Annotated in this window: 17 protein-coding genes; 11 read left to right on the forward strand and 6 right to left on the reverse strand. The window is 41.7% G+C overall.

Going from position 1 to position 24856, the window contains the following annotated elements; translation table 11 throughout:
• Positions 1–77: 77 nt before the first annotated feature.
• Positions 78–2450, forward strand: a complete 2373-nt coding sequence (gene ppsA / locus OCV39_RS19150) for a phosphoenolpyruvate synthase (protein WP_261889721.1) — start codon at positions 78–80, stop codon at positions 2448–2450.
• A gap of 168 nt (positions 2451–2618) precedes the next feature.
• Here the strand turns inward: ppsA and folE are convergent, their stop codons facing one another.
• Entirely contained in the window at positions 2619–3272 is a 654-nt protein-coding gene (folE, locus tag OCV39_RS19155) for a GTP cyclohydrolase I FolE (protein WP_017053242.1), read from the reverse strand.
• A gap of 201 nt (positions 3273–3473) precedes the next feature.
• Here folE and moeA point away from each other — a divergent pair, with 201 nt between their 5' ends.
• The 5 genes from moeA (at position 3474) to OCV39_RS19180 (ending at position 10734) form a co-directional block, all read left to right on the forward strand.
• Positions 3474–4709: a molybdopterin molybdotransferase MoeA gene (gene moeA, locus OCV39_RS19160; protein ID WP_261889722.1), complete on the forward strand. Its 1236-nt coding sequence runs from the start codon at positions 3474–3476 to the stop codon at positions 4707–4709.
• 11 nt (positions 4710–4720) lie between these two features.
• On the forward strand, positions 4721–5473 hold the full coding sequence (gene moeB / locus OCV39_RS19165) for a molybdopterin-synthase adenylyltransferase MoeB (RefSeq protein WP_136995389.1): 753 nt from the start codon (positions 4721–4723) through the stop codon (positions 5471–5473).
• A gap of 215 nt (positions 5474–5688) precedes the next feature.
• Entirely contained in the window at positions 5689–7803 is a 2115-nt protein-coding gene (locus OCV39_RS19170) for an LruC domain-containing protein (RefSeq protein WP_261889723.1), read from the forward strand.
• A gap of 11 nt (positions 7804–7814) precedes the next feature.
• Positions 7815–8258, forward strand: coding sequence for a hypothetical protein (locus tag OCV39_RS19175; RefSeq protein ID WP_261889724.1), 444 nt, complete (start codon positions 7815–7817; stop codon positions 8256–8258).
• Between the two features lie 190 nt (positions 8259–8448).
• A complete protein-coding gene (locus OCV39_RS19180) occupies positions 8449–10734 on the forward strand; it encodes a bifunctional diguanylate cyclase/phosphodiesterase (RefSeq protein ID WP_113798928.1) in 2286 nt (761 codons plus the stop codon).
• Positions 10735–10894: 160 nt separating this feature from the next.
• Here OCV39_RS19180 and OCV39_RS19185 read toward each other — a convergent pair whose 3' ends face one another.
• Positions 10895–11896, reverse strand: a complete 1002-nt coding sequence (locus OCV39_RS19185) for a sugar-binding transcriptional regulator (RefSeq protein WP_017053248.1) — start codon at positions 11894–11896, stop codon at positions 10895–10897.
• Between the two features lie 525 nt (positions 11897–12421).
• Here OCV39_RS19185 and tal point away from each other — a divergent pair.
• From tal to OCV39_RS19200, 3 genes are all read left to right on the forward strand, one after another.
• Entirely contained in the window at positions 12422–13372 is a 951-nt protein-coding gene (gene tal / locus OCV39_RS19190; RefSeq protein ID WP_017053249.1) for a transaldolase, read from the forward strand.
• A 72-nt stretch (positions 13373–13444) separates the two neighbouring features.
• On the forward strand, positions 13445–15439 hold the full coding sequence (gene tkt / locus OCV39_RS19195) for a transketolase (RefSeq protein ID WP_261889725.1): 1995 nt from the start codon (positions 13445–13447) through the stop codon (positions 15437–15439).
• Between the two features lie 195 nt (positions 15440–15634).
• Entirely contained in the window at positions 15635–16603 is a 969-nt protein-coding gene (locus OCV39_RS19200) for a hypothetical protein (protein WP_113798934.1), read from the forward strand.
• A 106-nt stretch (positions 16604–16709) separates the two neighbouring features.
• Here OCV39_RS19200 and OCV39_RS19205 read toward each other — a convergent pair whose 3' ends face one another.
• Together OCV39_RS19205 and OCV39_RS19210 are read right to left on the reverse strand one after the other, a co-directional pair.
• A complete protein-coding gene (locus OCV39_RS19205) occupies positions 16710–17885 on the reverse strand; it encodes an MFS transporter (RefSeq protein WP_113798936.1) in 1176 nt (391 codons plus the stop codon).
• Between the two features lie 201 nt (positions 17886–18086).
• A complete protein-coding gene (locus OCV39_RS19210) occupies positions 18087–18632 on the reverse strand; it encodes a GNAT family N-acetyltransferase (RefSeq protein ID WP_113798938.1) in 546 nt (181 codons plus the stop codon).
• A 303-nt stretch (positions 18633–18935) separates the two neighbouring features.
• Between OCV39_RS19210 and OCV39_RS19215 the strand changes: the two genes are divergently transcribed.
• Positions 18936–20063 (forward strand): acyl-CoA desaturase, encoded by a 1128-nt coding sequence (locus OCV39_RS19215; RefSeq protein WP_017054674.1) that lies wholly within the window; start codon positions 18936–18938, stop codon positions 20061–20063.
• Positions 20064–20216: 153 nt separating this feature from the next.
• On the opposite strand, the gene OCV39_RS19220 is transcribed toward OCV39_RS19215, so the two are convergent.
• The gene (locus OCV39_RS19220; protein WP_261889726.1) at positions 20217–21362 is read right to left on the reverse strand and encodes a glycerate kinase; all 1146 of its coding nucleotides are present in this window, start codon (positions 21360–21362) and stop codon (positions 20217–20219) included.
• A gap of 649 nt (positions 21363–22011) precedes the next feature.
• Here OCV39_RS19220 and dcuC point away from each other — a divergent pair.
• A complete protein-coding gene (dcuC, locus tag OCV39_RS19225) occupies positions 22012–23379 on the forward strand; it encodes an anaerobic C4-dicarboxylate transporter DcuC (RefSeq protein ID WP_017054672.1) in 1368 nt (455 codons plus the stop codon).
• A 92-nt stretch (positions 23380–23471) separates the two neighbouring features.
• On the opposite strand, the gene OCV39_RS19230 is transcribed toward dcuC, so the two are convergent.
• Positions 23472–24554, reverse strand: coding sequence for a site-2 protease family protein (locus OCV39_RS19230; RefSeq protein ID WP_113798983.1), 1083 nt, complete (start codon positions 24552–24554; stop codon positions 23472–23474).
• Between the last annotated feature and the right edge of the window lie 302 nt (positions 24555–24856).

The raw sequence follows: 24856 nt of genomic DNA on the forward strand, positions 1-24856 counted from the left end.
ACATTTGTGAAAATTTTTTAAGCCAATACGTAATCGTTTGCCTTTTTCGCACTTAATGCAATGTTTCGGAGATAGACATGCAAAAGTACACTCTTTGGTTTAATACCCTGTCCATGAACGATGTCGACAAAGTCGGCGGTAAAAATGCTTCACTTGGTGAAATGGTTTCTAATTTATCCAATGCTGGCGTTTCAGTTCCTAACGGTTTTGCTACTACATCGTTTGCCTTCCACCAGTTTTTGGAATTTGAACAGCTTAATGACCGAATTTATGCCCTACTCAATGATTTGAATGTTGAAGATATTGATGCTCTGCGTAAGACAGGCGCGACGATTCGACAATGGATTCTGGATGCTCCCTTCCCAACGGAGTTAGAACATAATATCCGTGAGCATTACGCGACACTGATTGATGGTAATGACGAGCTTTCAGTCGCGGTACGCTCATCCGCAACCGCAGAGGATCTCCCTGATGCCTCGTTCGCTGGTCAACAAGAAACCTTCCTTAATGTCAAAGGCATCGATGCGGTTATCGAAGCAACAAAGCACGTTTATGCTTCGTTATTTAATGACAGGGCTATCTCATATCGTGTGCACCAAGGTTTCGACCATGAAGGCATTGCGCTTTCTGCGGGTATTCAACGCATGGTTCGCTCTGACAAAGCCTCATCTGGCGTGATGTTTACACTCGATACCGAATCTGGCTTTGATCAGGTCGCCTTCATTACTTCCTCTTGGGGTCTGGGTGAAATGGTCGTTCAAGGCGCAGTGAACCCCGATGAGTTCTATGTTCATAAACCATCCCTTGAAGCCGGTAATCATTCGATCGTCCGCAAGACCTTTGGCTCCAAATTGATCAAAATGATCTACGCCAATAGCCAAGAGATCGGTAAGCAAGTTGAGATCATTGATACAGATGAAGAAGAGCAGAAGCATTTCTCACTGGCCGATCATGAAATTGAAGAGCTTGCGAAACAGGCTTTAATTATTGAAAAACATTACCAGCGTCCAATGGATATTGAATGGGCCAAAGATGGGATTGACGGCAAGATCTACATTGTCCAAGCACGACCAGAAACCGTGTGTTCTCAAAGTGACAAAAATGTCGTCGAGCGTTTCCAATTAAACGCAAAAGCAGAAGTCTTGATTGAAGGCCGAGCCATTGGACAGCGAATAGGCACTGGTCCTGTACGCTTAGTCTCTTCTTTGGACCAAATGTCACTAGTCCAAGATGGTGATGTGCTGGTCACAGACATGACGGATCCGGATTGGGAACCGGTAATGAAAAAAGCTTCTGCTATCGTGACCAATCGTGGTGGCCGAACTTGCCATGCTGCAATAATTGCACGCGAACTCGGTATTCCAGCCATTGTCGGTTGTGGTGATGCGACAGAAAAGCTGACAAATGAGCAATCTGTTACAGTGTCATGTTCTGAAGGTGAAACTGGATTTGTCTATCAAGGTGAGTTGAACTTTGAAGTAAAACAGTCAGCAGTCAACGAGTTACCATTACTGCCGACTAAAGTCATGATGAATGTTGGAAACCCAGATCGTGCTTTCGACTTTGCTCAATTGCCAAATGAAGGTGTTGGTCTTGCTCGTTTAGAGTTCATCATCAATAAGATGATTGGGATCCACCCTAAGGCCCTGCTCAATTTTGATGCACAACCTGAAGAGCTTCAAGCTGAGATCACTGAGCGCATTAAAGGCTATAGCGACCCAATTGATTTCTACGTTAGTAAACTTACTGAAGGTATTGCAACAATAGGTGCGGCTTTCTGGCCTAAGCGTGTGATTGTCCGCATGTCTGACTTTAAGTCGAACGAATATAGCAACTTAGTCGGTGGTAAAGATTACGAACCACACGAAGAGAACCCAATGCTAGGATTTAGAGGCGCTTCTCGCTACATCTCTTCCTCTTTTGAAGACTGTTTTGAGCTTGAAACTCAAGCAATCAAACGTGTACGTAACGAAATGGGCTTAAAGAACGTAGAGATCATGATCCCATTTGTTCGAACACCAAGCGAAGCAGAATCAGTGATCGATCTATTGGCGAAATTCGGTTTACGACGCGGTCAAGATGGACTTAAAGTCATTATGATGTGCGAGCTACCGTCTAACGCAATACTTGCAGACGAGTTCTTAAAATTCTTTGATGGCTTCTCTATCGGTTCAAATGATATGACGCAATTGGCTCTTGGTTTAGACCGAGATTCAGGCGATGTCGCGCACTTGTTTGATGAACGAGATCCAGCAGTAAAAGCGTTGCTGAAATTGGCCATTGATGCCGCAACCAAAGCAGGAAAATATATTGGTATTTGCGGACAAGGCCCATCCGACCATGACGATTTTGCTCAATGGTTAATGGAGCAAGGCATTAGTTCTGTATCGTTAAACCCAGATACTGTTGTCGATACTTGGCTCAAGCTTGGTAACATTGACCAAAAATAGCGTTCTATAACAAGAATCGTTATTTATAACTGAGCAGATTTATAATTGAGCCGCTCTATAACTAAGTAAAAAAAGCCGATGACATTTTTATGTCATCGGCTTTTTTATTCTTGTCGCTAATGGCTAGTCGCCTTTCACGATTAATCTATTGAGCTATTAACCATAAACCTAGCGTAAGCCGCTGAGAAACTCATGCCTTGTCGCTGGATTGGACTTAAAGATCCCACCTAACGCAGTAGTAGTGGTTTCACTTGTTGCATCCATTACTCCGCGTGATTTAACGCAGTAATGCACCGCATCCATCGTTACTGCAACGTCTTCTGTCTCAAGCAAGGTTTGCAATGCGACTAGAATCTGTTGTGTCATCCGTTCTTGCACCTGAGGGCGCTGAGCGAAGAAACGTACGATACGATTAATTTTTGATAATCCGATGATTTTTCCACGTGGTATATAAGCCACCGCTGCTTTGCCATCTATTGTGACTAAGTGGTGCTCACACGTGCTGGTTACCGTAATGTCCTTTACTCTAACCATTTCACTAACGTTCATCTTGTTCTCGATGACGGTGATTTTTGGAAAGTTTGTGTAGTCTAAACCTGAAAACACTTCATCAACATACATCTTGGCGATGCGTTGAGGCGTCTCCTCTAAACTATCGTCAGTAAGGTCTAGCTCGAGCAGAGACAAGATTTCACGCATATGGTGTTCAATCTTTTCTTTTTTCTCTTCTCGGCTTACATCATTAGGACGCATCGGCGTCTCTAATCCACGGCTTGATAGCGCATCTTTAACCAACAGAGCTGATTCGCTAAGACCTGACATTCGCATTCCTCTTGATTTACCCCTTTTGGATGGCAGACAAGCATACTCGCAATCTTGAATAATTACACCCCTATTTTGGTGAGGGGCATTGCACTGAAGTGATGAATACCAACACCTGTGGAGTATATTGCCAGGGCTAAATTTATGCTAAAGTACTCGGCGATAACACTCTAATAATGACAAGTACCAAAGGATTCTTATATGGGCTGCTGTGACGCTCCGGGCTTAATGCCTATTGAAGACGCGCTAGACAAAATGCTTTCGCGTATCTCTCCTATTCAAACGACCCTACAACTACCTCTTGCTGATGCTTTAGGCTATGTCCTAGCTGAAGACGTTTTATCTCCAATTTTTGTTCCACCTTTTGATAATTCTGCAATGGATGGTTATGCGATAAAACTCGCTGATCTTGAGCGTTCCAATATATTACCGCTTGCTGGTAAATCTTTCGCCGGACTTCCATTTGAAGGTGAATGGCCTGCTGGAACCTGTATCCGTATCATGACAGGCGCAAAAATCCCTGAGGGCTGTGATGCTGTTATCATGCAAGAAAATACCGCAGTAACAGATCTTGGCATTGAAATTAAACAAGAGAACATCAAACCACAAAACAATATTCGCCCTACTGGTGATGACATCAAACAAGGTGACATTGTTCTAGAAAAAGGGGTAAGACTTACCCCGCGCGATATTCCGATGATCGCCTCTCTTGGCTTTAGTCATCTAAACGTTATTGCTAAACCTAAAGTGGCCTTCTTCTCTACTGGTGACGAATTGAAATCATTGGGTGAGACGTTGGAAGATGGTCAAATTTACGACAGCAATCGCTATGGAATTAAACCTCTCATCGAAGGTTTTGGCAGCGAAGCGATTGATCTTGGAATCATTCCAGACTGCCAAGACACCTTACGAGCAACATTTGAAGAAGCACAAAAAATGGCTGATGTGGTTGTCACTTCCGGCGGTGTAAGTGTCGGCGAAGCGGATTACACCAAAGACATACTCGAAGAACTTGGGGAGATCGGTTTTTGGAAACTTGCGATTAAACCGGGCAAGCCTTTCGCTTTTGGCGCTCTAGATGATGCATGGTTCTGTGGGTTGCCAGGAAACCCGGTTTCAGCCATTTTGACAATGTATGTTTTAGTTCAACCTATGCTAGCGAAACTTGCAGGCCATACTCATTGGCAAGCACCTGAATCCATCCCTGCCATTACAAAAACGGCTTTCAAAAAAGGCCCGGGGCGAACAGACTATCAACGTGGGATCTACACCATCAGAAATGGTCAGTTCGAAGTTGAATCGACAGGCAACCAAAGCTCTGGTGCATTTCGTTCAATGAGCCTTGCTAACTGCTTCGTCGTTATTGAACGTGACAGAGGTAATGTTCAAGTGGGTGAAACCGTTCAGATCCAGCAGTTTAACTCTACGCTTTATTAAGGAATTGAGAGTTGGAAATATTATCTGACCAAGAGATGCTTCGCTACAATCGTCAAATCATCCTCAAACAGTTTGATTTTGATGGACAAGAAGCCCTAAAGCAGAGCTCAATTTTGATCCTTGGTGCTGGTGGCTTAGGTTGTGCCTCTTCTCAATACCTTGCCACTGCGGGGGTTGGAAAAATCACCTTGATTGATGACGATGTCGTTGAACTGTCGAATTTACAACGTCAAGTTCTACACAGTGACGCAGACATTGGTCGTTTGAAAGTCGATTCCGCTAAGGAGACACTTTTAACTCTTAACCCTCATATCATGGTTGATACGGTTTCTGAACGCTTAAACGATGAGCAGCTTAGACAACTTGTGGAATCGCACTCTTTAGTGCTCGACGCAAGTGACAACGTAGCAACTCGAAATCAACTGAACAGACTCTGCTTTGCGACTAAAACACCATTAGTTTCTGGTGCCGCTATTCGTATGGAAGGTCAAATTAGTGTATTCACTTATGATGATGAGAATCAGCCATGCTATCAATGCCTCAGTAGCCTATTTGGAACCGCTGCATTAAGTTGTGTTGAGGCGGGAGTAATGGCTCCTGTTGTCGGAATTATCGGGGCGACTCAAGCGCTAGAAGCCATTAAGGTATTAGCGAACTTTGGCCAGTCGAAGCAAGGAAAGCTATTGATCTTAGATGCGATGTCACTGACATGGCGTGAAATGAAATTATTCAAGCAGCCATCATGTCCGGTATGTAGCAAATAACGTCATCGATCCATCCAGTTTCATGGCTGGTAGCATTACTCCGTCACTCATCATTAAGCCTTAGTCTAATCGCTAAGGCTTTTTTCATATCTCCAATATTGATAATCAAATTGAGAATATAGAAAATATAAAAATAAAAGACATTGAAATCAAAAGGTTAAAAATGGCACGCAACTTGTAATAAGGAGTATACGTTAGAAGGAAAGGAAGATGACATGAGAATACTACCTATTGTTGCTTTATCATTGGCTACCTATGGAGGGGCGGCATTGGCAGCCCCATTCGATACTTGTCCAAGCAAAGCCTATTTATTCCAATCAAACCCAGTTCAAGTGTATGGCTTAAACTTAGTTACTGGTCAATCAACGCTGATACAAAGCGACACAGGCATGGATGTGAACATTAACGGTGTCGGGTTCGATTTTGAAAACCGCTATATCTATGGTTACGACACAACGAATAAACAAATCGTAAGGTTAGGCCACGACTTCCAAGCAGAGATCGTTAACACAGCTAATTTACCCACTGGCCACACTTTTTATGTGGGTGATGTTCACGACCAATATTATTACCTATACCGCACTGGAAAAGGGCTTTTTAGAATTGACTTGCGCCCACTTGAGAGTGATCCAACGGCCATTTTATTAGTAGAGCAGATCTCCTCTTCCGCTAGCCCAAAATTAACGGATTTCGCTTTCCACCCCGGTGATGGTTCTCTATATGGTATCGATAATAACAGCGGCGGTTTATATCGCTTTAATACGTCAACAGGCGCTGAAACTTACATCGGAGATACTGGCGAGCTAGGAACATTTGGAGCGGGTTACTTTGATGTCAACGGTTACTACTACGTATCTCGAAATCAAGATGGACAAGTCTACCGTATTGATTTATCCGACGATGCTCAAATAGCCGCCGGAAATGTCCCTGCGGTTAAGTTTGCAGATGGTCCTTCATCTAGTCAAAACGATGGTGCACGTTGTGCAAATGCTCCTGTGATTGATGAAGACTCGACCATCGATTTTGGTGACGCTCCTGATAGCTATCAAACTACGCTTGCCAGTAATGGCCCGCGACACCAAATCGATGGCATGACTTGGTTAGGCAACACAGTACCAGACGGAGAACAGGATGGTTTTGTGTCCCCTTTAAGTGATAACACTTCTGGCAGTAATGATGAAGATGGAATCGGATTTGTTACCGCTCTAGAAACTGGTTTTGACTCCATTATTATTGCCAATGCTTCAATCTCTGGTTACTTGTCTGCATGGATAGACTGGAACCAAGATGGTGATTTCGACGATGAAAACGAGAAGGTATTTTCAGACAAGGAGCTCACTGCTGGCACGAATCAACTGCTGCTGAATGTCGATATCAATGCCCTAAACGGTAACACATGGGCTCGATTTCGTTTCAGTCAACAAACAGGACTTAATTACAACGGAGGCTCTACCTCTGGAGAAGTGGAAGACTATCAAATCAACGTTCTCAATGATGGGGCCACTGCTCGATACTTCCCAAGCGAATTTGGCTACGCGACCCTCGCTTATGAAGATAACTGGCCCTATACCGCAGATTACGATATGAACGACGTCGTCATGTTCTACCACATCACCGAAATTGTTAAAGAGAATAAGGTGGTTAAATCAACCATTAAAGGCCGATTTGCAGCTTATGGCGCAGACTATAAAAATGGATTTGCTGTTAGATTAGCTGGATTGTCTCGCTCTGAGATTGATACGGCTCGTACCTTCCAACAGCATAACGGTGCAATCAATGAAGATAGCGGATTGGAGCTGGATGCCAACGAAGCAATATTTATTATATCGAACGATTTAACGTCTAAATTTTCAACAAATTGCAGTTACTATCGAACCATTAATAGCTGTAAAGACTCCGAAGCTTTTGCTTTCAACTTAAGCATTACATTGAAAGAAGATGCTGATGTCTCTTCTCTTATGGGAATGCCATATGACCCATTCATCTTTGCCTCACCAGGAACCTATCATGGGCAGGGCTTACCCAATCACCCCGGTCGTAGCTATGAGATACATTTAGCTGACCAGGCCCCAACAGAGAAATTTGATACCGATAACCTTGCCGGCCTTGGTGTCGATGTCAGTGATGAAAGTTCAGGTGTTTACTTTAAGACAGCGACAAATTTACCTTGGGCGCTACTCATTACCGATGAATGGGAATGGCCGACAGAACGTACCGACCTTGTAACTGCCTATCCGAGTTTTGCCGAATATGCCCAATCTGGTGGCAGTAAAAACACTGATTGGTTTGAGTCATCAAATGCTATACAAAATAAATACTATCAACCATAAGGGTATCGATTATGAAAAACTTACTGACTGTAACGACGCTAACTCTTATTCTTATGGGGTGTGGGGGCGGAGGAGGTGGGGGTGGAAGCTCTGAAGGCGGTAATAGCACCGCCACTCCGGCAGAAAGTACCTTAACGACCTCTGAGCTAATTGTTCCTGATGGGTTTGACTACAACCCAATAGACGATTTTCAGCTCAAGCTTGATTTAAGCAGTGAGACCACACAACGTGCATACGTATCTGTCTACCATCAATTTAGCACCGATAATAGCGCAGCCATACAAGCGAATTATTCAAGTCGCATCGCATCAGCTTCATTGCAAGAAGGTAAAAGCACCATCAATTTTACAGTACCAAATGCAAAAAAAGAGTTGTTAGTCGAAATATGGTTTTATGATGGGTCTCCTGCTAAACAGCAGATTTTTTCTACCACGAACCGCCAATTAATTTGGTAATCAATTTCATGGGAAGTTGGACAATATTGCCGCTTCCCTAGTTTTTCTTCCCATTCCCCCCAGTAAATAAGTTATGTTTCTCACATCTAAGCAAAAAATGTCACTTACTACCAAATCAATACTTGCTTCACTATTTTGAATAGCTACCATGGTATCACAAACAGCGTACTGAAAAGCTTCATGAGGTTAAATGGCAGAATTAAAGAAAAACATCTGGACTATGTATACCGTTGTTTTAATTGCGACCATGTTGTTATTCGGAATATTTTGCCATTCTCGTTACCAAGCAATAGAACAGCAAGCGACAAATGATCAAATATTACAGTTAGAACTTTTTGTTAATTCAACAAACTCACTTCTAAAAAGCCAAGAATCTTTATTAGAGCTTATCGGTCAGCAAATCATCTCCCAAAACGATTATACTCGCACTGCTGCTATACAAATTCGACCTATTTTAGACAAGTTACTCACATTACATCCTGCTATAGAAGCATTTGGAATTACCAATACAGCGGGAACGTTCATTGCAGTTAGCTCAAACCTACAATTAGCTGCTATGCCTAATCTCATGGAACATGAGACAAACCATGAAGATTTTATCAATGCACTTAACAGTGAGGCTATTGTTGTTGGGAAAACTTATGTTGTTCCCTCATTAGAAAAGCCTGTCATCCCCATTCGCAAAGCATTACGAATGCCTTCTGGTGAGGTTAAAGCTGTGATGACCGCAGGGCTTAAGATCCAAAGTACAATGGTACTAAGTAACACAAGTCACCTGAATGCATCCAATTCACTACAATTAATACGTGAAGATTTGCACCCTCTTTTTGTCTCTGCTGATGGCTATGCTGAAAATTGGTACAAAACACCAATGTCTCTAGCTACCTATCAAACTGGTATTGCGAAAATCAATCAAAAATACGGTCTTTCAGAGGATGAAGTAAAAAAATCAGCGAAATCTTTCACCATAAGTAATGAACACTCTGGTAATAATTACCTTATATCTGTCCGGTTTATCCCTGAGTTTAATATTTGGGCAATGTCTCAAACGGATAGACAACTTTTAGACCAGCAGTTTTACTCTGAGTTTGTATTCTTATCTTCTGTATTTTTAATGATACAAATTTGTTTCTACACTCTCGTTCGATCTATCGCAAAAAATGACAGAAAAACACGTGAAAAGCTTCTGTATCAGGCAACTCACGATCATTTGACAGGATTGCCAAACCGTCCTTACCTTTCTGACTCTCTTAGTCAATGGCTAGATTTACCAAGCGAAACCTTCTATCTGCTCTACATCGATATCGATAATTTCAAAAGTGTTAACGAAGCTCACGGCCATACTTTTGGTGATAAGATTCTTATCGACATCTCTGAGCGTTTGAAAACATGTGTTACCCCTTCGGATATTTTAATCAGAAAAGTCAGTGATGAATTCATCGTCATGGTTAAAAAGCATAATGTTCAAGACCTACGAAAATTTGCCGACAATATACAAGACAAACTTTCTAAGCCTTACACCATAGATGGTAACCAATTTCTATTAGGCAGCAGTATTGGTATAGCAACTTACCCTGAACACGGTGGGAATTTAGATGAACTGCTAAGAGCCGCAGACATTTCTATGTTTCAGGCTAAAAAAGAACGTAACGCATCGATAATGTTCAACTCGGAAATGCAAGCGCAACACCTTCAAACGATGGCAATTGAACAAAAACTAAGACTGGCCATTGAAAACCAAGAGCTATTCATGGTTTATCAGCCTCAATTTGATATGGAAGGCAACCTATACGGTGTTGAAGCTCTCGTTCGTTGGATTGACACAAAACTCGGATTCGTTCCACCGAACGTTTTCATTCCAATTGCTGAAAAATCTGGGTTAATGCCTAAATTAGGCAAGTTTATTATTGAACGAAGCCTGAGCGATATCAGCCAGTTACCACAAGCAATGTCCAATGATTTAAGGTTGTCACTCAACATTTCAGAGAGACAATTCATGCAAGTTGATTTTGTTCCTCATCTCATGAAATCTTTGAGCTACTCAAAGTTCAATGCGAATAATTTGACCATTGAAATTACAGAAAACCTATTTATTGAAGATCTCGATTATGTAAAACCGATTTGCGAGCAACTGCATCAATTAGGCATTAAGATTTCTCTCGATGATTTTGGTACTGGCTACTCTTCATTAAGTATGCTGAAAGCACTACCGATTGATGAATTGAAAGTCGATAAGAGTTTCATTGATAATATCCATAGTGATCACCAATCTTTGACGATGGTAAAAAACATCATCGCAATTGGGAAAATATTTGAAATGGTCGTTCTCGCTGAAGGCGTTGAAACAAATGACCAAAAGAACGTACTAAGAGAGTGTCAGTGCGATTTACTACAAGGTTATCTCTACTCTAAACCAATCTCACCTGAAGAGCTTAAAGCATTTACCCTAGAAAAAATGAAACAAACTGCACTATAAAATAATGGGAATGATATCGATATCATTCCCTTCTCTCTTAAATGGTGGTTTGATTCATTCTATTGAGCCGCTTTCCTAACGCTTAAAATGATCATGCTCTTGTATACTTCATAGTTTTGGGTTTAAGAAACATATCTAGGCTCCTGAGCATTTCAGCACGTTACGATTCAGATCTTTTGCTCTCTTTCATCTGCTCATCTAAATTCAATACGGTCAAAGCATTACTTACGCTAGTTGCAATCACATCAATAACGCCACTTCTCAACGCACCAAGTAGCGCTAATGGTTTACTATTTTCTGCCACAATCGCAATCACTTCCGAGATTGGTCGAAACTCTTCAATACTCAACCCAATAACACGATCACTCATGACCGTATTCGCGGCATTGCCATCAATATTGAAAAAATCGTGCCCTGCAAAATCACCTACAACTCCTTGTTGCAAGCGCGACTGCACCACTTCATCTGGTGTAAACCAGCCGAGATCAACCATGTAGCTATTTTCACTCATGTCACCAATACCAACTAATGCAACATCCGCTTTACGAGCTAAATCTAAAGTCTGCTTAACCGTTCCATTTTGCATGAAGGCCATTTTCTGATCTTTATTCTCCGCATAAGCAGGTGCATAAAGTGTTTCAGATGTACCCCCATATTTTTTCGCTAGTTGTCGGCAGATATGATCAGCGTTGAACATTCCGCCCCGCGGGTGAATACCTCCGATACCACATACGAATTTACAATCCCGCGGTGTTATTACCCCTATATGGTGAGCAACCGATGAAACATTTCTGCCTTGCCCTACCGTTACCACCATTCCGTTTTTTAACGTGCTAGTCAGGTAGTTTGACACCAAACCTGACACTTGGAGACGCTGCTGCTCTTCATTAGGTTGGTCTAATGCGATAAGCGCTCTTTTAACACCAAATCGCTCAACTAGCCTTTGCTCGATTTTGGCACTAAATACAGGGTGATATTTTACCGTAATTTCAACGATCCCTTCATCTCTAGCTTGTTTAAGCATACGCCCAACTTTAGCTCTTGAAATCGAGAATTTTTTTGAAATCTCTTCTTGAGTGGCACCGTCTTGATAGTAAGCTACGGAGATCTCAGTAAGGAGATCGGTATTATCTAAAGAAACATCTTGGCTATTATTACTCATATCCAATTCTCATAAATATTAAAAATGACATACCCAATCACTATCTTTTTAATGTGTAATTTATAAAAAATAGCATTTGGGTATGGCTTAAAGGTGTTCATATGCTCAGGGGGTAATCATATGTCAACACATTATGGGAATGCAACATTTGCCCATAGCCATTACAAATACTCAAACAAATTCTACAGGTTCTTGGTTGCCATGCAGCCCTTACAAATACTGGGCAAACGTTTATCTGAGTTGAGCCATGTGAGAGCGATTAAAAATACTTGATTTAAGTCATCATATGTTAGATTCAGTAATTGACTTTATCTCCAGATAAGATAAATATGGACACATCATTTACTCAGTGTTCGAACAAATGCTCAGCGCAATTGTTTAAACCGAAAAATTTTCAAGTTTATTGATGATTCTCTATTAAGCTTAACGAAACTTGAGCTTTATAAATCAACAATTAACTCGCTTTCAAATGCCCTGTTCACTTTACAGTAAAGTGACTAAGCCCAGAGAAATAGGATGATCAACATGAGCAATAAATTAGAGCAACTTCGTAAACTAACCACTGTTGTAGCTGACACTGGTGATATCGAAGCAATTAGCAAATACACTCCAGAAGATGCAACAACTAACCCTTCTCTAATTCTTAAAGCGGCTCAAATTGAAGAGTATGCACCTCTAATCGACGCTTCTATTGAATACGCTAAAGCTCAAAGCTCAGATAAAGCACAACAAGTTCAAGATACTTGTGACATGCTTGCTGTAAACATCGGTAAAGAAATTCTTAAAGTTGTTCCAGGTCGTATCTCTACAGAAGTTGACGCACGTCTTTCTTACGATATGGAAGGCAGTGTTGCTAAAGCTCGTCAGCTTATCAAAATGTACAACGACGCTGGTATCACTAACGATCGCATTCTTATCAAACTGGCTTCTACTTGGGAAGGCATCCGTGCTGCTGAAATCCTAGAGAAAGAAGGCATCAACTGTAACCTAACGCTACTTTTCTCTTTCGCTCAAGCTCGTGCTTGTGCAGAAGCTGGCGTATTCCTAATCTCTCCTTTCGTTGGCCGCATCATGGACTGGTACAAAGCGAAAGAAGGTCGTGACTTTGAAGCTCAAGAAGATCCAGGTGTTGTTTCTGTTGCTGGTATCTACAACTACTACAAAGAACATGGTTACAAAACTGTTGTTATGGGCGCAAGCTTCCGTAACATCGGCGAAATCCTTGAACTTGCTGGTTGTGACCGCCTAACAATCGCTCCTCAACTTCTTGCTGACCTAGAAGCTGCTGAAGGCGAAGTTGTAGAGAAACTAATTGACTCTAACGGTAATAAAGAGCGTCCAGCAGCAATGACTCACGCTGAATTCCTATGGGATCACAACCAAGACCCAATGGCAGTTGAGAAACTAGCTGAAGGTATCCGCAACTTCGCAGTAGACCAAGGTAAACTGGAAGTAATGATTGAAGCTAAGCTTTAATCTTAAAGAATTCAAATGAGAGGAGCAGTTTTGTTCCTCTTTCTTTTACAAACTTAAATTTTCGGATGTACTATGAACCGTAAACCTCTAGCTAACGCTATTCGTGCTCTAAGCATGGACGGTGTACAACAAGCAAACTCTGGCCACCCAGGCGCTCCTATGGGTATGGCTGATATCGCTGAAGTTCTTTGGCGCTCTCACCTAAACCACAACCCAGCAAACCCAGAGTGGGCAGATCGCGACCGTTTTATTCTTTCTAACGGCCACGGTTCAATGCTTATTTACTCTCTACTTCACCTTGCTGGTTACGAGTTATCGATTGAAGATCTTAAAAACTTCCGTCAACTACACTCTAAAACTCCAGGTCACCCAGAGTACGGTTACGCTCCAGGTATCGAAACAACAACGGGTCCTCTAGGCCAAGGCATTACTAATGCTGTTGGTATGGCAATGGCTGAAAAAGCACTTGCTGCACAGTTCAACAAAGAAGGTCACGACATCGTTGATCACTTCACTTATGCATTCATGGGTGATGGCTGTCTGATGGAAGGTATCTCACACGAAGCATGTTCTCTAGCAGGCACGCTTGGTCTTGGTAAGCTTGTTGCTTTCTGGGATGACAACGGTATCTCTATCGATGGTGAAGTTGAAGGTTGGTTCTCTGACGATACACCTAAACGTTTTGAAGCATACGGCTGGCATGTAATCCCAGCAGTAGATGGCCACGATTCAGACGCAATCAATGCCGCTATCGAAGCAGCAAAAGCAGAAACAGGTCGTCCTACTCTAATTTGTACTAAAACTATCATCGGTTTTGGTTCTCCAAATAAAGCAGGCACACACGACTGTCACGGCGCACCACTTGGCCACGACGAAATTAAAGCAGCAAAAACACAACTTGGTTGGGAGCACGATTCTTTTGAAATTCCGTCGGAAATTTACGCAGAGTGGGATGCGAAAGAAGCAGGCGCAACTAAGGAAGCAGCGTGGAACGAGAAATTTGCAGCTTATGAAGCAGCACACCCTGAGCTGGCAGCTGAATTCAAACGCCGCGTAAACGGTGACCTTCCTGCTGAATGGGAAGAGAAAGCATCTGCAATCATTGCTGATCTTCAAGCTAATCCAGCAAACATCGCTTCACGTAAAGCATCTCAAAATGCTCTAGAAGCGTTTGGTGCAATGCTACCTGAATTCATGGGCGGCTCTGCTGACCTTGCGCCTTCTAACTTGACTATGTGGTCTGGTTCTAAGTCGCTAACAACTGAAGATTTCGCAGGTAACTACATCCATTACGGTGTACGTGAATTCGGTATGACAGCAATCATGAACGGTATTGCTCTGCACGGTGGTTTCGTACCATACGGCGCAACATTCCTAATGTTCATGGAATACGCTCGTAACGCAATGCGTATGGCTGCTCTGATGAAAATTCAGAACATCCAAGTATACACACACGATTCAATCGGCCTAGGTGAAGATGGTCCAACTCACCAACCTGTTGAGCAAGTTGCTTCTCTACGTCTAACTCCAAACATGAGCACATGGCGCCCATGTGACCAAGTTGAGTCAGCGGTAGCTTGGAAACTAGCAATCGAACGTAAAGATGGTCCAACAGCACTTATCTTCTCTCGTCAAAACCTTGCACAACAAGATCGTGACGCAGAACAACTAGCAAACATCGCTAAGGGTGGTTACATCCTGAAAGATTGTGCAGGTAAACCAGAACTTATTCTTATCGCAACAGGTTCTGAAGTTGAACTTGCAACTGAAGCTTACGCTCAGTTAACTGCTGAAGGCAAAAATGTTCGCGTTGTTTCAATGCCAGCAACTGATGCATTTGACAAGCAAGATGAAGCTTACCGTGAATCAGTACTTCCTTCAGACGTAATTGCTCGTATCGCTATCGAAGCGGGCATTGCTGATTTCTGGTACAAATACGTTGGTTTCGGTGGCAAGATCATCGGCATGACAACGTTCGGCGAATCTGCACCTGCTGACCAGCTGTTCAAAATGTTTGGTTTCACTACTGAAAACGTAGTAAACACAGCAAAAGAGCTACTAGCTTAACTCTAATTGTGGCTTAATTAGCAAAGCTGAATAAGCATCATCAAATCCCTACATTGAAAAATGTGGGGATTTTTTATATCGAGAGCACAGCATTTTCTCCTTATTTCAGGGTCTATAGGCACATGATAAGCATGACATTAGATCTTATGATGTTATCATTTTATTAATAAATATAATTTAGGTGTAGGACACGGAATGCACACTCTTAAACGGTTTTTCTATGAGCTAGCGAAAGAAATACGTGATGTAATTTATACTCTTTCTAAAATAATGATCCCAATTATAATAATTATTAAGATCATCGAAGAGTGTGGTGGCATCATCATATTGAGCGACTTACTGGGTCCTCTGATGAATAACGTTGGGCTGCCAAGCGAGATGGGCCTCGTTTGGGCGACGACACTGCTTACGAATATTTATGCAGGTCTTATTATTCTAGTGAACCTTGATATTCCACTGACTGTGGCACAAAGTTCAATTCTTGGAAGCATGCTTCTTCTCTCCCACTCCCTTCCCATTGAGGGGGCTATTGCTAAAAAAGCAGGGGTCAATTTATGGGTAACGCTAACCATTCGAATTGGTGGTAGCTTATTTTTAGCTTGGCTACTTCACCTCACTTATGATGCAACTGGCGCGTTATCTCAACCCGCTCAAATATTATGGAAGCCTGACATTAACCCCGATACCAGTTATCTCGCATGGAGTATTGATCAAGCCAAGAACTTATTGATGGTTTATGTCGTAATAGCCGCACTTCTTTTCAGTTTGAAAATTCTCAAGTTGCTTGGCATTGAAAAAGTCATGGCACTTCTATTAAAACCATTTTTACGTATTTTAGGTATCAGCAAAGAAGCGACAAACTTAACCATTATTGGCATCACGTTAGGGCTTTCATTCGGTGGTGGCTTGTTGATTAATGAAGCTCAGAAAGGTCATATAAAAGCGAGAGATGTATTTACTTCAATCATGCTGTTGAACCTTTTACACAGCTTGATCGAAGATACGCTGGTCGTTCTATTGATCGGAGCCGATTTCAATACAATTTTCTGGGGACGAATCGTTTTCGCAATCAGTATTATCGCTGTAGTTGCCGCCATTGTGCGCAGACTCAATAGCGGTTTCTGTGAACGGTATTTTTACAAAAGTGTTGTACCTAACACTTAGCACTAAACGCTTACAGACCTTATCGTTTGATTTCTGATAATTCTCGAAACCAAAAGAGTCATGCCACGGCTCTTTTGGTTTATGTGTTTGAAACACTCTCTTTGTGCTATCCCGCAATCTCCTTTTTAATATGGTGCTTTGTATTAACAACAAAAATGGCAATCACGGCAAATACAAAGGGCAATACGTATAAGTTTAAGTTTTGCCAACCGACTGTCGATTCCAACCAACCACTTAATAGTGCCGTAACCGTTACGCAGCTGAATACAAAGAATTCATTGAACGCTTGAGCTTTTGCCTTATTTTGCTCTTTATAGGATTGGCTAAATAACCCTGTTGCGGAGATAAACATAAAATTCCAGCCAACACCAAGTAATACCAGCGCTAATCTAAAGTGCCAAATAGATTGTCCATGTAGATTGATCGCGATACAGCCTATAAAGAGCATACCGCCTATCAGGATCATTAGTCGTGGACCATATCGCTCAACTAACTTCCCTGTAAAAAAGGCAGGAACAAACATACCAAGCACATGCCATTCAATTACTCCTGCAGCCTTGGTGAAATTAAACCCACAACCGATCATCGCTAAAGGTGTTGCTGTCATCAAAATATTCATCACAGCATACGCGACCATTGCAGCAAAAACGGCCACCATAAAATTCGGCTGAGTGATGATATCTTTTAAGGGTTCTGACCGAATCGATTGGCTTCTCTCTGCTGGCTTGGGAAATTGAATGGTTTGGAGTAAGAGTAATGCTAAAAAATTCAAAACGATCAATGACGCAAATGCGCCAACATATAATCCATCAGACGACCATTGTTGGGAATAGATCGCGAGGTTAGGACCTAACACTGCTGCCAATACACCACCAGCCATAGAAATTGATATGGCCCGATGCCGAGCATGCGCATCACACACTTCTATCGCAGCAAAACGGTACAAAGTGCCAAAACCGATGCCAACGCCGAGCAAAAATGTTCCGACACAAAAAATCCAAAATAAATGGTGGTACAAAGAGAATGTCGCCAGAGACGCTCCTAAAATACCAACGAGATTACCGATACTAAAACCACGCTTTCTTCCCAACTTACCCATAATCATTGATGCTGGAATCGTTGCAGACATCAAGCCAAGAAATTGCAACGCAACAGGTAGAGTAATCATGCTTGGCGAGGGTGCGATTTGCTGCCCAATAAGACCAATCACCGAGATCAATAAAATATTGCCTGTCATTAATAGAGCTTGACAAAGTGACAATAGCCACACGTTTCGATTCATTTATGCCGTATCCTTACCTTCAATAATTCGCCTTTAAAAGCCATAAGCACCATGCTGACGGAGTTATCATTAGATGTCGACATAAATTGTTACTAATATGTTTCTTTATGGAAGGTTTTTAACAGGCAAAAAAAGCCCCGCCATTTCAGAAATCAAATTCACTGAAAATAAAACAGGGCCTGCGACGCATGTAGAATAATGTTAAACCGTATCTCCATGGGTCACTGCTTTACGGAGATCTTTGGCACTTGGCCACGTATAAACCAACTCATTGACTTTGTTACCACAAGGCGCATTCCACAGGCGGTCTACCGACTTCTGCCCACCGAGAGATTCATAAAATTCAACTGCTGGGTGGTTTTCAGCCATCACCTCTAAATAAACACCTGAATCTGAAAAGTACTGCTCGATCCACGCTGACATCTCATCCAACAGTTTTGAACCTAACCCACGCCCATGATAATTCTCATCGATATGCAGTGCATCAATGATGGTTCCGCGTTCAAAGTCATGATTACCGAAGGCACAGATGAAGCCACACAACAAACCGCCTTCTTCTATTAGCAAAACATGCTGGTTAAAAGGTGGGTTAATCAACCGCGTTTGCCAGATAACTAAACGGTCATCGAGTACATCATGCTCAAGATACTCATCACCAAGAATCCCTTTGTAATACTGCTTCCAACTCTGAGCGTGAAGCTGAGCAATGCGCTCATAATCCTTATATTCCGCTACTTTTAATTCCATTTAATAGTCCTTATTACCTCAGATACAGCGTTCTATTCACATTTAATACTATTCACCCATCAATTAAAAGCAAAACATTCTAATCACATTTATAACAATCCCATTTGACTTACACGTGTACGCTGATATTCTAGCGTACGCTCGTAAGCTCAAACCATATTGAATGGTAGTAAGCTGTAAAAGAGCACAACTCTATTTTTTGTCGTGACGACGATAATAGTTGTCTAACAAAATGATCATTACTGAATGACTTAACCACTAAGTTATTCTTACCTATATACTGTTACTCACGGAAACTGACACATGGAATCAAGTAAAAAGCCGCCAATTATGTGGCTTAATGTCTTCATTTTCTCTTTTAGTATGCTTCTTGCTGCTGTTGTCGCCCCTTGGTATGGCATGACTTTCGGCTATGGTGTGGAGCATTGGGTTTGGCTGCTCATCTGTTTTTGTTTCTGTAACTTATCCATCACCACAGGGTATCACCGTCTTTGGTCGCACAAAGCGTTTGAATCTCACGCAATCCTACGAGTACTGTTTGCTCTTGGCGGCGCATTTGCCTTGCAAAATAGTGCCTTACACTGGTCTTCTGATCATCGTGTCCATCACAAACACGTTGATAATAATGATAAAGATCCCTACTCTGCAAAACTTGGGTTCTGGTACTCACATATTGGTTGGATGATCCGTAACTACACTGAAGCAAGCTATTTTGACTATGAAAACTGTCGAGATTTGAAAAAAGATAAAGTACTCATGTGGCAACACAAACACTATATTCTTCTTGCTGTTATCATGAACTTTGGCATTCCCATTGCGCTTGGCCTTTTCTATGGCGACGTGTGGGGCATGTTATTAATGGTTGGCGCCGTACGCTTGGTGCTAAATCATCACACCACGTTCTTCATCAACTCTCTTGCTCATATATGGGGTAGTCAGCCTTACACAGACAAAAACACAGCCCGAGATAATGGCTTTCTGGCTTTTCTGACATTTGGTGAGGGTTACCATAATTACCATCATATCTTTGAGAATGATTATCGTAATGGCATTTACTGGTGGCAATATGATCCAACGAAGTGGCTTATCAAGTCATGTTCATGGCTTGGCCTTGCGGGAAAACTACGTAAAACACCGCAAGCGAGAATTGAAAAAGCCCGCGCTCAGATGTCATTAAAATTAGCACAAGACAAAATCGCTAACCTTCCAAACAGACAACAGATTTCTGAAAAATTGCAACATGAGTTTGACTTGCTGGTAGAGCAGATGAATGAGTATTACGCGGTAAAAAAACAGTTGATCGAGAATAGAAAAGACAGTGTGGTGAAGAAGTACGAACACTCTCTTCTAAAAGTTCGCTATGAATTGATCCAGAAAAAGTTCGAACAACAGAAACTAAATTGGTCACAAATGGTGGCACAATACGCTTAGTGTACTAGGCAGTTCATTGTTAACTAAAAAACTAAAACGATGCTTTATGTGGCATCGTTTTTTTGCACTATGTCTTAAAGCAAATGCCTTAAAGCAAATCTCTTAACGCCATCTATTTTAAAGCAAATACCTTAAAGTAGATGCCGTACTGGATTAGAGTACTTGCTTGCCCAATTTCAAGGTTGCTGCAATGTTTCGTGCCGTACGGACTAGATTTAATTCTGCTTCTTCAAGTACCTGTGGTAAAGGCTGGGGAGAACGAACGGTATCGAATACACAGTCAATGCTACTGTAAAGTGCTTTAACATCTTTACCTAATGAGCCAGCAATACCAATCACTGGAATCCCCTTATCTTGCGCTCGTTTAGCCACACCATAAGGCGCTTTGCCTTGTAGCGTCTGATCATCCATCTGACCTTCACCAGTAATCACCAAATCGGCATTATCCAATATCAGGTCAAAATCTAATGTGTCTAACACCATTTCAATCCCTGCCTTTATTTGAATATCAAACGCTAAGCTCAGCCCCATCGGAGTGCCTCCAGCAGCGCCGAAGCCGCTTACCGTGAGTGCATTTATCCCATTGACAGATTCTCCACACTTTGCAAATTGCTTTAATGCTAAATCAAGAGCTTGCAGATCATCTTTATTCGCTCCTTTTTGCGGGCCAAAAATGTAACTTGCGCCATTTTTACCACACAGCGGGTTATCAACATCGCAGGCAAGAATAAGCTCTACCTCTGAGCAGCGATGATGTAAGTTGGATAGATCAATGGCTTTGAGATCCTTAAGTGCAATCCCACCGACAGGTAAATCATTACCTGAATCATCAAGTAAACGACCTCCTAGAGCTTGTAAAATGCCAGCGCCGCCATCGTTCGTCGCACTGCCACCTAAGCCTAGAATGATCTTATCGACCCCTTGATCTAGAGCTTCTTTAATCACTATGCCAGTACCATATGTGCTCGCATCTCTGATATTGCGCTTTTCAGGAGCAATGATATCGATACCAGAAGCAGCAGCGACTTCAATTAATGCAGTCTTACCCATTTTATCTTTGAGTATTGCCCACATCACAGTGACTTCATTGCCAAGAGCATCCGTTGCTTTGCTGTACTGCTTATCTCCTGTTAATGCTTGAAGAAGTGCTTCTACCGTCCCTTCCCCCCCATCGGCAAGAGGAACTTTTACATATTCAGCATTAGGCAATTCCTGACAAAATCCGCGCTGAATCGCATCCGCAACCGACATAGCATCAAGTGATTCTTTAAATGAGTCAGGAGCAATTACTATTTTCATTTGGAGTCTCTATAATTCGGTGGTATTTGGGCTAAGGGATACTGTGATTAAAATGGTAAACGCAACAAGATAGCGCCCTAAAATTATTCTTACTTGCGAACTGAACAAAACATAATACAAAAACCATTATAGCTATACTTTTTCATACAGATCCTTTTGCATACAGATCTAAGCTGCTCATGTTGGGGGAATGTATCCGATGGTTTTTAAATAGAATATTGTTTTTGAGTACATCTGAAACTTATTCACCTCAAACGATTAAAAATTCACCTTATTTTCAAAACGAAACAAAATACACTCACCATATTTCCTGAAAAGTCTCACATTCCTACCAAAGCATAACCTTTATATCGTACTTATTTTAATGGTGCTGCCGTCGACACTTATAACCCTTTAGGGCTATAACATAGTTTATCTGCACATCAAAGCGATCTATGCACGATATTAGCCACTACAGAATCAACTTCAATCAACTAACAATTAACACGTTTGCTACATAAATAGCCTTTCTAATTAATATGTAAATTATTATTTGTTTTAGATCATACCAGCATCAAGTTGATGTCGTGCTACAGCTCTATTTTCTGTACATTCTCAGTCATAAACTGAAACACTTTCTTATACTTTTATTCATTTAACGGGGATTTCTATGTTAGAACTCTTAATCGGTTTGGTAATAACCATTGCCGTGGGATATTTCATTGTAAAAGGTTACAAAGCAGCAGGTGTCTTACTTACTGCTGGTATTTCTCTTTTACTTATCACTGGCCTGCTTGGTCATAATGTTTTACCTGCAAAAGTTGCATCAACAGGCAATGTGATCACTGACTCTCTAGAGTTCGTAAAATACATGCTTAAATACCGTGGCGGCGGCTTAGGTATGCAAATCATGCTTCTTTGTGGTTTTGCTTCATACATGACTCACATGGGCGCAAACAATGTTGTAGTTAAACAATTTTCTAAGCCTCTGTCTTTCATCAAGTCACCTTACGTATTACTAGTAGCAGCTTACATTGTGGCATGTCTAATGTCTCTTGCAGTAAGTTCAGCGACTGGTCTAGGTGTATTGTTAATGGCAACGCTATTCCCAATGATGGTTGCAATGGGTATCTCTCGCCCTGCAGCGGTTGCGGTTTGTGCTTCTCCAGCGGCAATCATTCTTTCACCAACTTCTGGTGATGTTGTTATTGCAGCAGAAAAATCAGGAATGGCACTAGACGTATTCGCAGTTCAAACGGTACTACCAGTTTCATTCGCAGCAATTGCTGTAATGGCTGCTGCCGCTTTCTTCTGGAATAAATACCTAGATAAGAAAGAAAATACACCAATGGAAAAAATTGATGTATCTGAAATTGAAGCGAATGCACCTGCTTTCTACGCAGCACTGCCTTTCCTTCCAATCTTCGGTGTTTTCTTGTTTAACGGTCGTACCATCCCTGGTCTATCTTTAGACATCTACACAATCGTTGTTGGTTCAATCTTTATTGGCGCACTAGTTGATTTCGTTGTTAACCGTTTCGATGGCAAGAAAACACTAGAAGATCTAGATTCTTGCTACGAAGGCATGGCTGACGCTTTCAAAGGCGTTGTAATGCTTTTAGTTGCGGCTGGTGTATTTGCGCAAGGTCTAATGTCTATCGGTGCAATTGATAACCTTATCGGCCTTGCTGAAGCAGCTGGTGCTGGTGGTTTCGCTCTAATGCTACTACTAACAGGTCTAACTGTTGCAGCCGCTATCGCTACAGGTTCTGGTAACGCGCCATTCTACGCATTCGTAGAACTTGCACCTTCACTTGCAGCTAAAATGGGACTGAACCCTGCGTTCTTAATCATCCCTATGCTACAAGCGTCTAACCTTGGTCGTACAATTTCACCTGTATCTGGTGTTATCGTTGCAACGTCTGGTATGGCTAAAATCAGCCCATTCGAAGTAGTTAAACGTACTTCTGTTCCTGTGATTGCAGGTCTTGTAACGGTTGTTATCGGCACTGTAGTCCTAGTACCTATGTTTGCTTAATCGTTAAAAATTAGAGACAAACAATCTATTAATAAAAATGCCATTCGCTTTTCAGTGAATGGCATTTTTTATACGTTTTAAAAAATGATTGTTTATGTTCCAAGTATTTGCATTGGCAGTTGCAATAAGGCATCACCAGTAGAAGCAAAGTACCAAATAATTCCAATTAACCCAGCAACTAAGCCCGTGTACCATACAAATGAAACGATTTGAGCGTATCGATCAAGTGGCAACAAATGGCTACGATGACGTTGTTTCCATTCAAATAATATCTCGACACTTCCCATAATCAGAAGAAAACCAAACAGAGTTAAACCAAGCTGGTAGCTTAAAATAATCCCGGCTACAGCCGCTAACGCACATAGCCCAATACCCAACTTGCTGTTCATTGAAAAACTGATGCTTTTGAGGATATGTCCTCCGTCTAATGGCAAGATCGGTAAGAGATTGAATAAGTTAAGCAACGCGTTAAATACTGCCAAACCTGCAAAAAACATCTCTCCGGTTACCCAGTAGATCACCACAAAAATAAACGAAAGGATCAGACCAAAAAATGGCCCCATTATTGAGATAACAACGTCTTGCCAGCGAGTATTGATTTTTTCGTCACTCAGAGCGAGACCACCTAAAAATGGGATCAAATAGATCCCTTTCGTTTTCATACCGAAGTATTTCATTGCTCGAATATGCCCATACTCATGAAACATCAAGCAAGCAATGAGTGATAAAGCAAACTGTATAGAAAACAACCATGAATACGCGGCTAAACTTGCAGATGCTAAAACAACCTTAATCAATTTCGCACTCTTTAGCCCTTTCATCGCCAAAGAAGCCAAGCCAATCAAACTAAAACGTTTTTCTGCTTTGGGTTTCACTTGAGGCACTTGTGATTCTATATCTTTCGCATTTCGGCTTCCTTGAGTGACGACTTGCTCATTCACAAGCGCCGTATATTCGATAACAAACGGCTGCCATACGAGATCAACATTAAGCTCGCACTGCAATAAATCTTCACCACGACTTAAGCTAAATTGATGAGTACGGTTCTCTTCTTGATCTGCTGTTGCATCCAGCTGTGAGACCAAATGATCATCCCAAAAAAGTTGTTGCCACCCAGCCATTGAGCCCTCTAAGCGCAATGGTTTTCCAAGAAATTCGATTGCAAGTAATTCCAAATTTATACCCAGCATGTTTTCAAACAGAAGTGGCGCGATTATGCCGACTTACCTTTAGCGGGTAAAGGTTTAGCCATGACTTTGGTCATTGGGGCTTCTCATTTTGTGCCTTTTGGATGTGTGCAATGAATTCAAAATGCAACATTCATCACTAATTATAACGAAGATGAATGAAACACGGCTGGTCTAACCTTTAGCTCCCCCTCTATACAATTGAATTAAAAAGATTAATCTATCGAAAATCACAAATATCGATAATGAATTTCATAAAATTAGACTTAAAACTTTGACAAAACAGCAAA

The sequence above is a fragment of the Vibrio cortegadensis genome (assembly GCF_024347395.1).
GTDB lineage: Bacteria > Pseudomonadota > Gammaproteobacteria > Enterobacterales > Vibrionaceae > Vibrio > Vibrio cortegadensis.

Coding starts and splice junctions, on each gene's coding strand:
- ppsA (WP_261889721.1), top strand. CDS start 78: ATGCAAAAGTACACTCTTTGGTTTAATACCCTGTCCATGAACGATGTC.
- folE (WP_017053242.1), bottom strand. CDS start 3,272: ATGTCAGGTCTTAGCGAATCAGCTCTGTTGGTTAAAGATGCGCTATCA.
- moeA (WP_261889722.1), top strand. CDS start 3,474: ATGGGCTGCTGTGACGCTCCGGGCTTAATGCCTATTGAAGACGCGCTA.
- OCV39_RS19170 (WP_261889723.1), top strand. CDS start 5,689: ATGAGAATACTACCTATTGTTGCTTTATCATTGGCTACCTATGGAGGG.
- OCV39_RS19175 (WP_261889724.1), top strand. CDS start 7,815: ATGAAAAACTTACTGACTGTAACGACGCTAACTCTTATTCTTATGGGG.
- OCV39_RS19180 (WP_113798928.1), top strand. CDS start 8,449: ATGGCAGAATTAAAGAAAAACATCTGGACTATGTATACCGTTGTTTTA.
- OCV39_RS19185 (WP_017053248.1), bottom strand. CDS start 11,896: ATGAGTAATAATAGCCAAGATGTTTCTTTAGATAATACCGATCTCCTT.
- tal (WP_017053249.1), top strand. CDS start 12,422: ATGAGCAATAAATTAGAGCAACTTCGTAAACTAACCACTGTTGTAGCT.
- tkt (WP_261889725.1), top strand. CDS start 13,445: ATGAACCGTAAACCTCTAGCTAACGCTATTCGTGCTCTAAGCATGGAC.
- OCV39_RS19200 (WP_113798934.1), top strand. CDS start 15,635: ATGCACACTCTTAAACGGTTTTTCTATGAGCTAGCGAAAGAAATACGT.
- OCV39_RS19205 (WP_113798936.1), bottom strand. CDS start 17,885: ATGAATCGAAACGTGTGGCTATTGTCACTTTGTCAAGCTCTATTAATG.
- OCV39_RS19210 (WP_113798938.1), bottom strand. CDS start 18,632: ATGGAATTAAAAGTAGCGGAATATAAGGATTATGAGCGCATTGCTCAG.
- OCV39_RS19215 (WP_017054674.1), top strand. CDS start 18,936: ATGGAATCAAGTAAAAAGCCGCCAATTATGTGGCTTAATGTCTTCATT.
- OCV39_RS19220 (WP_261889726.1), bottom strand. CDS start 21,362: ATGAAAATAGTAATTGCTCCTGACTCATTTAAAGAATCACTTGATGCT.
- dcuC (WP_017054672.1), top strand. CDS start 22,012: ATGTTAGAACTCTTAATCGGTTTGGTAATAACCATTGCCGTGGGATAT.